Origin of the sequence: Flagellimonas sediminis, assembly GCF_010500845.1 — a bacterium.
Lineage (GTDB): Bacteria > Bacteroidota > Bacteroidia > Flavobacteriales > Flavobacteriaceae > Flagellimonas > Flagellimonas sediminis.
Genome location: NZ_JAAAMI010000002.1, coordinates 122,146 through 134,336, shown reverse-complemented (window position 1 = coordinate 134,336; position 12,191 = coordinate 122,146). Strand labels below are relative to the sequence as shown.

Here is a 12,191-nt window from a genome sequence, read left to right as displayed (position 1 = left end):
CATTAAAATTATTTTAACAACAATTAATTTAATTCCATTATGAACAAAACAGAATTAATCGATGCTATGGCAGCTGATGCTGGCATCACTAAGGCAGCAGCAAAAAAAGCATTGGAATCTTTCTTGGGAAATGTAGAGGGATCACTTAAAAAAGGAAACAGGGTTTCCTTGGTAGGTTTTGGTTCTTGGTCAGTTTCCAAAAGAAGTGCCAGAGAAGGTAGAAACCCTCAGACTGGTAAGACCATCAAGATTTCTGCCAAGAACGTTGTAAAGTTCAAAGCAGGTGCTGAATTGAGCGGTGCAGTTAACTAATCAATTATTTTAAGAATATATGAAAGCACTTCCAAAGAAGTGCTTTTTTCATTTATAGGGTTTTGGTTTTTTTGGAAATGTTGTATATTAAGTTAAATTTAAAGACAGGAATCCTTATGAAAATGGTGAGCCTTAAGCCAAAAAAGGGGAAATTGCTTGTTGCGGAACCTTCGCTTACCGGTGACGTTTCCTTCAACCGATCTGTGGTGCTTTTGGCGGAACACAATCAAGAGGGTTCCGTTGGGTTTATCTTGAACAAACCTTTGGATTACAATATCTGTGATCTGGTCACCGAAATCAAAATACCATTTCAAGTTTTCAATGGGGGTCCTGTGGAGCAGGACAACCTTTATTTCATTCATAAAGTGCCTCATCTTATTGAGAACAGCGTGGAAATTTCCGATGGTATCTTTTGGGGAGGTGATTTTGAAACAACCGTGGAGCTCATTAACAAAGAAATCATTACAGAACAGGACATCCGTTTCTTTTTGGGATATTCCGGTTGGGGTTCGCAGCAACTGGACCAGGAACTTTCTTCCAGGTCCTGGGTTGTGGTCCAAAACGAGTACGAGAGCGGCATTCTGGAAAAATCCTCCATTGCTTTCTGGAAGGAGAAAATGGTGGAACTTGGTGGTGATTATCTTTTATGGTCCAACGCTCCTGAAAATCCCTCCCTTAACTAGTTTGTGCCAATCGGGCCTTGGCATTGAGTTTTCCTACCAGACTTTTGGCCACTTCACAACCGAATTCCTTTTTTCGGTACCTACTGATGGGTTGTATGCCCTTAATGCTGTTGGTGAGGAACAATTCATCTGCTTTTTGCAGCTCAAATGGCGAAACGGATGCTTCCAACAGTTCCAAATCCTCGCTAGCGGAAATAATTTCCATCAATTTTTTACGGATGATGCCATCCAAACAACCATCGGACAAAGGAGCTGTCTTGATTTGATTGCCATTGACCACAAATAGATTCCCGTTTATGGCCTCCACAACTTGCTTATCGGTATTCACCAACAGACAATTGGCATACCCATTTTCCTGAGCGAACACGCTAGCGACCACGTTCAAGGCCTTGTTTGTAGTCTTCAAATTGGATAACATATCCTTGTTCACATAAAAATCCTTAAAAAGTTCCACCTCATAATTACCCTCCTGAAGAAGATAAAAGGGAGACTCCAAAACAGAAGTTTCAATTACAAAGGATACTTCATTGGTTGTCGGTGCGTACCATCCACCATCGTTTCGGAAAACGGTCAACCGAACCCTGACAGCGCCAGATTCGCTTTTATTGGCGGCCACCGTTTTCATGATTTCCTCCTCCAGATACTCCAAGGTAAACGCCATGGGGATTTCCATACGGAGAATGCGCATGGAAGCCATCAATCTAAAATAGTGGTCTTCCCAAAAAAAGAGGGTTCCATTTACAAAACGTAGCGTTTCAAAAAGGGCATCACCAAACTTCAGCCCTCTATTATTGCCTGTTAGTAGCTCTTTGTCGTTTGGAAAAAGTACACCGTTGAAGTTAATCATAAAAAAAGTCCCGAATTTATCGGGACCAAATATACGGCATCCTTTAGAATCGTTCTATTTGGAACCCAAAACCTGTTTTAGATCGGAAATTTGGTTTTCCCAAAGCATTTTGGCTTCGTCCACTTCATCCTCCTCAGCAAAATCAGTAATGAATAAAGAAACATCCTTTGTAATTTCATCCACAATGATTCGCATTTCAAAAAAAGAATTGTCCTCATTCTCAGTCCAAGCAAATTTTACGAACTCCTCACTTTTACGTTTGAGCATTTTCGCCCTTTCCTCTGAATCATTCCATATAAAGGTGAAGGTTTCGCCACGTGAATTTACGTTGTCGGCATACCATTCTGATAATCCTGAAGGAGTGGAAATATATTGGTAAAGCAACTGAGGTGAAGCATGGATCACAAACTCCATTTCAAATTTAACCTTATCATTCATTTAGCATTCGATTTATCCTTTTCAACATTTGATATAGTTTGGGAAGATAAAAAAATAAATGTCAAATAATAAATTAATCCCGAATTTTGATTCAGCAAAAATTAAACTATATATTTGCACCCGCTTAACAAAACCATGGCGAGGTAGCTCAGCTGGTTAGAGCGTCGGATTCATAACCCGGAGGCCGGGGGTTCAAGTCCCCCTCTCGCTACAGAAAAAGACCATCAATTTGATGGTCTTTTTTTATTGTCCCTAGTCCAACCAACAAGTTTTAACCCTAAATTTAGGGTACTATGAAAAATACCATTTCTGAACGGGTTGCGGACTTTTTAAAAAACTTCCCGCCTTTCAATGCGCTAGAAGCTAAACAGTTAGACCTACTATCCTTACAGGTGACTATTATCCACAAGGAGAGCAACAGCCTGGTTTTTAGCGAAAAGGAAGAACCCCATCCCTATTTTTACGTGGTGAACAAAGGGGCCATAGCCCTTACCAAAAAAGGTTCGAGTCAAATTTTGGACATTTGCGACGAAGGGGATGTTTTTGGGCTACGGCCCTTGTTGGCACAAGAAAGTTATAAATTAGAAGCCAAAGCCTACGAAGAAACCATTCTTTATGCCGTTCCAATCAAAGATTTTAAGCCTCTAGCCCTGGAAAACAAACGTGTAGGGAACTTTTTGATCGAAAGCTTTGCCTCCAATACCCGTAACCCCTATTCCATAAAACACCGAGGAAAACTCTATGGAATTACAGCCACTACCGAGACCAATCCCAGTTCCAAAATTTTAGATCTTCAGCCTGTACGGTATTCCACAGACCTAGTTACCTGTACGGAAGGCACCAAGATCAAAACTGTGGCCAATACTATGGCCAAGCATAACGTAAGCAGTATTTTGGTGATGAACGGTGACTTGCCCTTGGGCATCATTACGGACAAGGATCTTCGGCAGAAAGTGGCCACGGGCCTATTCCCCATAACCGGAAACGCCAAATCCATCATGTCCTCACCCGTGATTACCTATCCCAAAGAATTGACGATTGCCCAGGCGCAAATGGCCATGATGAAAAGTAATATCAGTCATCTGGTGCTGACAGAAGATGGTACCACCGATGCCAAGGCCGTTGGCATCCTTTCCAAGCACGATGTAATGCTGGCACTCGGCAACAACCCTGCCGTGCTGCTCCGGGCCATTAAAAGAGCCAGTGACACCAAAAGATTACGCAGTATCAGACACGGTATCATGACGCTTTTACAAGGGTATTTGGAACAGAACATTCCCATTGGACTGGTATCCAAAATCATATCCGAACTCAACGATGCCTCTACAAAGCGCATTATCGAAATTACTTTGGAAGCCATGGAAACAAAGCCCCCCGTCAACTTTACTTGGCTTACCATGGGTAGCCAAGGCCGCGGGGAACAATTGTTGAACACCGACCAGGACAACGCCATTATTTTTGAAGACGTTCCTGAAGACAAATTGGAGGAAACCCGTACCTATTTTCTACAATTGGGATCCAGGATATCAAAGGAACTGAACACGGTCGGGTTTGAATACTGCCCGGCCGAAATGATGGCTTCCAACCCATTATGGTGCCACAGCTTAAGTGAATGGAAAGACGTTACCTCCCATTGGATCAATAATCCCGGACCAGAGGAGATTTTACTATCCTCCATTTTCTTCGACTATAATGTGACCTATGGCAGCAAAGCTTTGGCCGATGAGCTTTCCCATAGTATTTTTGACCATGCCAAACGATATCCACAATTTTTGACACACCTAGCCAGTGGTGCCATGCAAAATCCATCGCCGTCAGGGTTTTTTAGGGATTTTCTGGTGGAACAGGATGGGGAGCACAAAGATTTTTTCGACCTCAAACTCCGTGCATTGATGCCCATTATTGATGCGGCGAGGGTATTGATCCTCTCCCATTCCATAAAATCCATCAACAATACTGCAGAACGCTATGAGAAATTGGCGGAGTTGGAACCGAACAACCGGGAGCTTTTTTTGGCCTGCTCCTATGCAAGTAAGGCATTGTTGAAATTCAGGACCCGTCAAGGTTTATTACACAACGATTCTGGAAGGTTCATAGCCTTGGATCAATTGAACAAGGAAGAAAAGATAAAGTTGAAACGAACTTTCAAGACCATCAAGGAAATCCAATCCCTTATTGAAATTCGCTTCCAAGTAAAAAATCTGTTACGCTGATGTGGCCTTTTTCCAAAAAGAAACAATTGGAGTTTCCTGATTTTTGGTGGGCCTACGAGGAACACTTCAAACATCCACTACCGGAACTGATCAAGGACAACACCTTTGTTGTATTGGACACGGAAACTACTGGTTTTAACTTGGCCCGGGATCGTATGCTTTGCATTGGTGCCCTAAAGTTATTGGACAATAACATTGTGGTGAAAGATAGCTTTGAAGTGTACATTGAACAGGAACATTATGATGTGGGAAGTGCCGAAATACACGGCATCCTTAAAAAAAGTAAGCGGCAGCGAACATCGGAACTGGAGGCCTTGAAACAATTTTTGGTCTATATAGAAAACCATGTCCTTGTTGGCCACCATGTACTGTTCGATGTGAACATGATCAACGCCGCATTGAAACGAAATGGGCTGCCCAAATTAAAAAATGAAAATCTGGACACGGAATCCCTCTACAAACGCACCTTATTGATATCCAGTGTGGTGCAAAAAAAGGACCGATATACTTTGGATGATTTGGCCCAAAAATTCAGTATATCCAGAAAGGACCGACATACCGCCTTGGGAGATGCCTTTATCACGGCCATTGCTTTTCTACGGACGATTGAAAAGCTCAAACCAAAAAAAGTAAAGGACCTTATCCGAAAACAAGGTCCTTTACGATTTGGTCTATAAATTTGAATTACAAACTTTCCTTCATGATCTGTTCTACCACTTCTGGGTTCAGTAATGTGGAAGTATCCCCTAAATTGCTGGTGTCCTTTGAAGCGATTTTTCTTAAGATACGACGCATGATCTTTCCACTACGGGTCTTGGGCAATCCTGGTACAAATTGAATTTTATCCAGTTTAGCGATCGGACCGATATGCTCCGTGATCAATTGATTGATCTCTTTGGCCAAGTTTTCCCTGTTACGGGTTTCCCCGGTTTCTTTCAAAATAATGTATCCATATAATGCATTTCCTTTGATATCGTGTGGGAAGCCAACAATCGCGGATTCCGCCACAGCTGGGTGTTCGTTGATGGCATCCTCGATAGGTGCGGTTCCCAGATTGTGTCCCGAAACAATGATCACATCATCCACCCTACCCGTGATTCGGTAATATCCAACTTCATCCCTCAAGGCGCCATCCCCAGTGAAATATTTTCCTTCAAAAGCTGAAAAATATGTGTCCTTATATCTGGCATGGTCACCCCAAATGGTTCGTGCGATAGAGGGCCATGGAAATTTAATGCACAACCTTCCATCTACTTGATTACCCTTTATTTCCTTACCATTTTCATCCATCAAAGCAGGTTGAATACCTGGCATAGGCAAAGTGGCATAAGTTGGTTTGGTTGGCGTGGAATACGGAATGGGCGAAATCAAGATACCACCTGTTTCCGTTTGCCACCAAGTATCCACAATCGGGCATTTTTTATCCCCAACGTGGTCGTTGTACCAATGCCAAGCCTCTTCGTTAATGGGCTCCCCAACGGTACCTAATACCTTCAAGCTGGATAGATCATACTTGGTCACAAAATCCAGGTTTTCCTTGGCCAACGCCCTGATGGCTGTGGGAGCAGTATAAAATTGGGTGACTTTATGCTTTTGCACCACTTCCCAAAACCTTCCAAAATCAGGGTACGAAGGCACCCCTTCAAACATGACCGTGGTGGCACCATTGGCCAGGGGACCATATACAATGTACGAGTGTCCCGTAATCCAGCCAATATCAGCAGTACACCAGTAAATATCCTCTTCTTTATATTGGAATACATTTTTGAAGGTGTAGGCCGTGTAGACCATATAGCCGCCTGTTGTATGCACCATTCCTTTTGGGCGACCTGTGGATCCAGAGGTGTACAAGATGAACAAAGGGTCTTCGGAATTCATGATTTCTGGCGAGCAATCCGCATAGGCTTTATCCAAAAGGGGTTGTACCCATTGGTCGCGTCCTTCCTTCATGTTGATTTCACTTCCAGTACGTTTGGTCACCAAAACTGATTTTACATCCGGACATTGTTTCAACGCTTCATCTACTATTCCCTTCAGATCGATGGCTTTGCTTCCGCGGTAGGATCCATCCGAAGTCAACACCATTTTGGCTCCACAATCATTGATCCTAGTGGCCAAAGCCGTTGATGAGAATCCCGCAAATACCACGGAATGTATTGCTCCAATTCGGGCGCAGGCCAAAACCGAAATGGCCAGATCAGGGATCATAGGCAAGTAAATGACCACCCTGTCCCCTCTTCCTACGCCTTGATCCTTCAATACATTGGCATACCTGCAAACACGCTCGTGCAACTGTCTGTAAGTAATATGCTCGGCTGGATCATTGGGGTCATTGGGCTCAAACAAAATGGCGGTCTTGTCCCCACGAATGTTCAAATGCCTATCAAGACAGTTTTCGGTGATGTTCAATTGTGCGCCATCGAACCATTTGATTTCTGGTTTGGTAAAGTCCCATTCCAACACCGAATTCCACTTCTTTCTCCAGAGAAAATGTTCTTCCGCGACCTCTTCCCAAAAACCTTCCGGATTTCTGACCGATTTACGGTACACCTGGAAATATTCCTCCAAGTGTTTGATATGATAATTACTCATCTAATGATATGTTTAGTTAATATTTGTTTTGTTATAAATTTGATGATGCGAGGGCATGTTATGTGATCATTTCCTCTACATCGCTGATAATCTTTTTTATGGAAAAAGGCTTGGTCATATACCCATCCGCACCCATTTTCAGTCCTTTTTCAATATCCTTTTCCTTGCTCTTGGCAGAGAGAAATACCACTTTGGTGTGGTCTAAATTTTCACTTTCGCGAATTTTTTTTAGGGTTTCATAACCGTCCATTTGTGGCATCATAACATCCAACAGGATTAAATCCGGTATTTCACGCTCCGCTATTTCCAGTGCCTCTGTACCGTCCCTGGCGATAAAAACCTCAAAATCCTTTTTCTTGAAAGCGTATTCCAAAGACATTACAATATTGGGTTCATCGTCCACAATCAAAATTTTCTTCATGTTCCATTTCTGCTTTTGGGCAGTTCAAAAACCAAACGTGCCCCTTTCTTAAATCCTTTGTCCACCCAAATGGAACCCTTATGGCCTTCCACTATCTTTTTACAAATGGCAAGGCCCAACCCACTGCCTTGTGGCTTTTTGGTATTCTGGTTTTTGGATTGATAAAACTTGTCAAAAATGTAGGCTTGATCCTCTACCGGAATGCCACGTCCATTATCCTCAACAGATACTCTCAAAGCTTTATCCCCATCCTCCAAATAGATTTTGATGGTTCCTATATGTGGTTCCGTAAATTTAAGGGAATTGGATAGTAAATTCGTCAAAACCTGCAACAATCGGTCTTCATCAAAGGGCACTTCCACATTTTCCTTTTCCTTAAAATGGATGGCAACCTGTTTCTTTGCAGCAATTTGTTCCACCCCTTTAAGCGCCTTTTTTATGGTTTTATTGATTTTGCGCTTTTTAATATCCAGTTCGGTCTTGTTGTCGGAAAGTTTTTCCAGATCAAGAATGTTGTGGATCAGCGTATCCAAACGATCGGTGTCCCTGCTGATGTTCTCCAAAAACTGCCTTCGCAATTCTGATGGCATGTCATCATCTTCCAAAACCTCCGAAGCCGCTTTTATAGAAGTAATGGGAGTTTTGAGCTCATGGGCAACCGTGTCCAAGAATTCATCTTTCTGTCTATCTTGAAATAAAAGCTCTTCATTGGCTTCCTTGAGCTGATGCGCCATGGCCGTAAGCTGTTCCGATTTTTCCAGCAATAATTTATTATTGGCCTTGGTTTCCTTGCTCTCCTCCAAAATATTGAGCACTTCCACCAAACTGATGGGTGTTTCCTTGGATACCGATGCCAACAAGATCTTGGCGGAAGCACTTCCAATACTTCCTGTCAACAATTTTTCGGAAAAGTTGATCAACCTTGCATCTGCCCTTTCCTCCGTATCGGAGATATTATGTTTTTTATTGAAGATGCGCAAGGCGCGATTGGTCCTTGCCTCGCCCAAAAATCGGCTCAACAATCTTTTAATATCCGCCACATACGCCTCTCCTTTCCACACAAACGCCCCTTCCTGAAGATTTTCATAATTAGCGTGGTTCACAAACATTTCGGCATAGTTCCGCTCCCTATAATTACCCTTGGCGCGCAGGGAGAACCCGACGAATGACAAGGTGTTGAGCGACATGCTCCACAAAAAAGCATTACTCTCCGGTGTTAAGTAATCCAGTCCAAAAAGTTGTGCTGGTTTAAGCCAAGAGTAACCGAAAAGAACTTCTTCCACAAGCTTGACATTGGGCATCATCACCTGACTGATTATTGGCAGCAAAAGGGTGTAAAAAACAACCGCCAATCCCACCAAAATACCTATTTCGGTTCCCCGAGCCGTTCCCCTTCTCCATGTTAGCCCAAGAAAAAAGGATGGGGCCAATTGGGCAATGATCACAAACGAAATCAACCCAATGGAAAACAAGGAGAGCTGTGCCGAAAAGTTCACGTAAAAGAAGTAAGCGAAAATGATCAAGAGGAAAATGGCCAATCTTCTCAGGTTCTTGATCCTTTTTGCATTCTCCTCCGGATTGCCCTCCACCAATTTTTTGATAAAACCATATGGGATAACGATATTATTGCTCACCATGGTGGACAATGCCAAGGTAGAGACCACGATCATGGAGATCACTGCCGTAAAACCCCCTATAAATACCATCAGCACAAAACCTTGGTTGTTTTGCTGTAAGGGCAATAAAAGGGAGTAATAATCAGGGTTTACCGCTTCGGGAAGACGAATGTTCCCTGCCCAAGCGATGAATATCACAAAAACATTGAAAAGCAATAGGTACAATGGAAACAACCAAATGGCCTTTTTTAAATAGTTTTCATTGTCATTCTCCACAACAGCCACATGAAACTGCCTGGGCAACAAGAAAATGGCAAAAAAGGACAAACAAATGGTAAAAAGCCAATTAAAGCCATTTTCCAGACCTCCCAAGGATGTTAGTTGACTAAAATTCGCCTTCATCGATGCCTGATTGTACAAATCTGTTGTGCCATCAAAAAGGTAAAACGTGACATAAATACCGATGGCTAAAAAGAATACCAATTTTAAAATGGATTCGAAGGCCACTGTTGCGATGATACCTTTCTTGTGTTGGGAAGTATCCGTGGAACGAGTACCATAAAAGGCCACAAAAACGGCAATGAGCAGCGCGATGTAAAAGGTGGAATCGTCAAGAAAACCTTTGGAAACATAGCTGTTTTCTGAAGAAATCAGTGAAAAGGTCTCCGAAACCGCCTTCAATTGCAAGGAAATGTAAGGAATGATGGCCAACAGGCAGGTAACCGTCACCAAGGCTCCCAAAAACCTATTGTTGCCATATCGCATGGATATAAAATCCGCGATACTGGAAATTTTATGCTGCTTGGAAATGCGAATGACCTTTTTCATCACCACAATCCATAATGGAAAGGAGATAACAGGGCCCAAATAAATGGCCAAAAAACTTATTCCGGAACGCGAAGCGATTCCCACACTGCCATAATAGGTCCATGCCGTACAATACACCGCCAAGGAAAGGGTGTACACATAAGGATTGTTGGTCCATTTGCCACGAGGTTTTTTTTCGGCAAAATAGGCCAATACAAAAAGCATGGCCAAATACATCACAATGATAAGTCCTACCAAATAATTACTCATAGAACTTCTTTAAAATGATGTATGCAAAAATGATGGATAGCAACCAACTCAAAAAAATGGCGACATACAGGATAGGAAATCCCAAAACCTGTCCGTCAACATCAAAAATGCCCACGAAGGGAACATTCCATAAAAAGAACAGTACTATGGAAATGAGTATCAATTTTTGCTGATGCCTTTTCTTCATTTTCTCTAGCTCGTCGGCTTATTAAAATTACAAAAACGGTGCGGTAATTTAACACCGCACCGCTCTTTCACAACCAACTAAATTAATGTGCCGATGCTTCACCTGCACCGCTAGGTATTCTAATATGTTCCACAATTTCCTGTACTTCCTCAGGTGGTTCTGGCGTAAATTGGTTTACAGTAAGTGCCACGATAAAGTTGACAATCATGGCAATGGTTCCGAAACCTTCAGGTGAAATTCCAAACCACCAATCGGCTTGCAGACCAGCCACGGCATCCTTACCACCATCAAACAGGCCAAATTTGAATTTGAGCATGTAATACAACATCAGTAAAAGCCCAACAATCATACCTGAGATGGCACCTTTGCTGTTCATTTTCTTATAGAAAATACCCAAAATAATGGCTGGGAAGAACGATGCTGCCGCCAAGCCGAAGGCCAGGGCGACCACCGCTGCCACAAACCCTGGTGGATTGATCCCGAAGTAACCAGCGATCACTACGGCAACGGCAGCAGAAATCCTAGCTGCCCAAAGTTCTCCTTTTTCAGAAAGTTGAGGATTGAATACATTTTTGATCAAATCATGTGAAATGGAAGATGAAATCACCAAAAGCAATCCAGCTGCTGTGGAAAGAGCCGCGGCCAGACCTCCGGCAGCAACCAAGGCAATTACCCATGCTGGCAAGTTGGCAATCTCAGGATTTGCCAATACCATGATATCCCTATCCACCGTCAGTTCGTTCATATCGGCTGCACCCACATATTGGATCTTGCCGTCGCCATTCTTGTCATCGAATTTCAACAAGCCGGTTTCTTCCCAGTTCTTGAACCATTGTGGCATGGATGCATATTCCTTTTCGCTGGCGGTCTCGATCAAATTAGTCCTAGCGAAGACGGCAACCGCAGGAGCAGTGGTATATAGGATGGCAATGAGCAACAAGGCCCATCCAGCAGATTTTCTGGCATCCTTGACCCTTTTCACAGTAAAGAAACGAACAATTACGTGTGGCAAACCGGCAGTACCCACCATCAAGGCAAGGGTAATGGCGAAAACGTCCACCAAACTTTTGGAACCATCCGTATATTCCGCAAAGCCCAATTCGGTGGTAAGTCCATCCAGTTTGTCCAAAAGATAGGTTCCGTCGGCCACGGTGCCTCCCATTCCCAATTGTGGAATTGGGTTTCCTGTCATCTGGATAGAAATGAAAATTGCAGGTACCATAAAGGCAAAGATCAATACACAATATTGTGCCACCTGGGTATAGGTGATTCCTTTCATTCCACCAAGCACGGCATAGAATAAAACGATGACCATGCCAATGATTACCCCGGTGTTGATGTCCACTTCCAAAAATCTGGAGAAAACGATTCCAACGCCACGCATTTGTCCTGCAACGTAGGTAAAGGAAACGATCAGGGCACAGATAACGGCCACAATACGTGCAGTTTTAGAGTAATAGCGTTCGCCGATAAAATCTGGAACCGTAAACTTTCCGAATTTCCTCAGATAAGGTGCCAATAACAGGGCCAGAAGCACGTATCCGCCGGTCCAACCCATTAAATAAACCGCACCGTCATATCCTGCAAAGGCAATGATACCTGCCATGGAAATGAAGGAAGCCGCCGACATCCAGTCCGCTGCCGTTGCCATTCCGTTAGCCAATGGGGAAACGCCCCCGCCGGCAACGTAATATTCTTTGGTAGATCCGGCCCTAGACCAAATAGCTATACCAATATATAGGGCAAAAGATAGGCCCACCAATAGATATGTCCATACTTGTACACTCATAATTCTAGTTTTTTAG

Annotated in this window: 11 protein-coding genes and 1 tRNA gene; 5 read left to right on the top strand and 7 right to left on the bottom strand. The window is 43.1% G+C overall.

Annotated features, from left to right (window positions below; genetic code table 11):
* Positions 1-39: 39 nt before the first annotated feature.
* Positions 40-312, top strand: coding sequence for an HU family DNA-binding protein (locus tag GTK07_RS05150; protein ID WP_163633719.1), 273 nt, complete (start codon positions 40-42; stop codon positions 310-312).
* Between the two features lie 122 nt (positions 313-434).
* On the top strand, positions 435-995 hold the full coding sequence (locus GTK07_RS05145; protein WP_163634391.1) for a YqgE/AlgH family protein: 561 nt from the start codon (positions 435-437) through the stop codon (positions 993-995).
* On the opposite strand, the gene GTK07_RS05140 is transcribed toward GTK07_RS05145, so the two are convergent.
* Together GTK07_RS05140 and GTK07_RS05135 are read right to left on the bottom strand one after the other, a co-directional pair.
* Positions 988-1,842, bottom strand: a complete 855-nt coding sequence (locus GTK07_RS05140) for an aminotransferase class IV (RefSeq protein ID WP_163633717.1) — start codon at positions 1,840-1,842, stop codon at positions 988-990. The genes GTK07_RS05145 and GTK07_RS05140 overlap by 8 nt on opposite strands.
* Before the next feature lie 54 nt (positions 1,843-1,896).
* Positions 1,897-2,280: an START-like domain-containing protein gene (locus GTK07_RS05135; protein ID WP_163633715.1), complete on the bottom strand. Its 384-nt coding sequence runs from the start codon at positions 2,278-2,280 to the stop codon at positions 1,897-1,899.
* A gap of 137 nt (positions 2,281-2,417) precedes the next feature.
* On the opposite strand from GTK07_RS05135, the gene GTK07_RS05130 reads away from it, so the two are divergent.
* From GTK07_RS05130 to GTK07_RS05120, 3 genes are all read left to right on the top strand, one after another.
* Positions 2,418-2,491: transfer RNA gene (locus tag GTK07_RS05130), tRNA-Met, on the top strand.
* 82 nt (positions 2,492-2,573) lie between these two features.
* Positions 2,574-4,493 carry a DUF294 nucleotidyltransferase-like domain-containing protein gene (locus tag GTK07_RS05125; RefSeq protein ID WP_163633713.1) on the top strand — a complete coding sequence of 640 codons (1,920 nt, stop codon included), beginning with the start codon at positions 2,574-2,576 and terminating at the stop codon, positions 4,491-4,493.
* Complete coding sequence (locus GTK07_RS05120; RefSeq protein ID WP_163633711.1) at positions 4,493-5,170, top strand: 3'-5' exonuclease; 678 nt, start codon at positions 4,493-4,495, stop codon at positions 5,168-5,170. Before GTK07_RS05125 ends, GTK07_RS05120 begins: the two co-directional genes overlap by 1 nt.
* 7 nt (positions 5,171-5,177) lie before the next feature.
* Here the strand turns inward: GTK07_RS05120 and acs are convergent, their stop codons facing one another.
* From acs to GTK07_RS05095, 5 genes are all read right to left on the bottom strand, one after another.
* On the bottom strand, positions 5,178-7,085 hold the full coding sequence (acs, locus tag GTK07_RS05115; RefSeq protein ID WP_163633710.1) for an acetate--CoA ligase: 1,908 nt from the start codon (positions 7,083-7,085) through the stop codon (positions 5,178-5,180).
* Positions 7,086-7,143: 58 nt separating this feature from the next.
* The gene (locus GTK07_RS05110; protein WP_163633708.1) at positions 7,144-7,506 is read right to left on the bottom strand and encodes a response regulator transcription factor; all 363 of its coding nucleotides are present in this window, start codon (positions 7,504-7,506) and stop codon (positions 7,144-7,146) included.
* Positions 7,503-10,199 carry an ATP-binding protein gene (locus GTK07_RS05105; protein WP_163633706.1) on the bottom strand — a complete coding sequence of 899 codons (2,697 nt, stop codon included), beginning with the start codon at positions 10,197-10,199 and terminating at the stop codon, positions 7,503-7,505. The genes GTK07_RS05110 and GTK07_RS05105 overlap by 4 nt, the downstream gene beginning before the upstream one ends.
* Positions 10,192-10,386, bottom strand: coding sequence for a hypothetical protein (locus tag GTK07_RS05100; RefSeq protein WP_163633704.1), 195 nt, complete (start codon positions 10,384-10,386; stop codon positions 10,192-10,194). Before GTK07_RS05100 ends, GTK07_RS05105 begins: the two co-directional genes overlap by 8 nt.
* 82 nt (positions 10,387-10,468) lie before the next feature.
* Entirely contained in the window at positions 10,469-12,175 is a 1,707-nt protein-coding gene (locus tag GTK07_RS05095; RefSeq protein ID WP_163633702.1) for a sodium:solute symporter family protein, read from the bottom strand.
* Positions 12,176-12,191 lie beyond the last annotated feature (16 nt).

Bases quoted from the DNA above. Each gene is read 5' to 3' on its own strand.
- GTK07_RS05150 (WP_163633719.1), top strand. From the start codon at position 40: ATGAACAAAACAGAATTAATCGATGCTATGGCAGCTGATGCTGGCATC.
- GTK07_RS05145 (WP_163634391.1), top strand. From the start codon at position 435: ATGGTGAGCCTTAAGCCAAAAAAGGGGAAATTGCTTGTTGCGGAACCT.
- GTK07_RS05140 (WP_163633717.1), bottom strand. From the start codon at position 1,842: ATGATTAACTTCAACGGTGTACTTTTTCCAAACGACAAAGAGCTACTA.
- GTK07_RS05135 (WP_163633715.1), bottom strand. From the start codon at position 2,280: ATGAATGATAAGGTTAAATTTGAAATGGAGTTTGTGATCCATGCTTCA.
- GTK07_RS05125 (WP_163633713.1), top strand. From the start codon at position 2,574: ATGAAAAATACCATTTCTGAACGGGTTGCGGACTTTTTAAAAAACTTC.
- GTK07_RS05120 (WP_163633711.1), top strand. From the start codon at position 4,493: ATGTGGCCTTTTTCCAAAAAGAAACAATTGGAGTTTCCTGATTTTTGG.
- acs (WP_163633710.1), bottom strand. From the start codon at position 7,085: ATGAGTAATTATCATATCAAACACTTGGAGGAATATTTCCAGGTGTAC.
- GTK07_RS05110 (WP_163633708.1), bottom strand. From the start codon at position 7,506: ATGAAGAAAATTTTGATTGTGGACGATGAACCCAATATTGTAATGTCT.
- GTK07_RS05105 (WP_163633706.1), bottom strand. From the start codon at position 10,199: ATGAGTAATTATTTGGTAGGACTTATCATTGTGATGTATTTGGCCATG.
- GTK07_RS05100 (WP_163633704.1), bottom strand. From the start codon at position 10,386: ATGAAGAAAAGGCATCAGCAAAAATTGATACTCATTTCCATAGTACTG.
- GTK07_RS05095 (WP_163633702.1), bottom strand. From the start codon at position 12,175: ATGAGTGTACAAGTATGGACATATCTATTGGTGGGCCTATCTTTTGCC.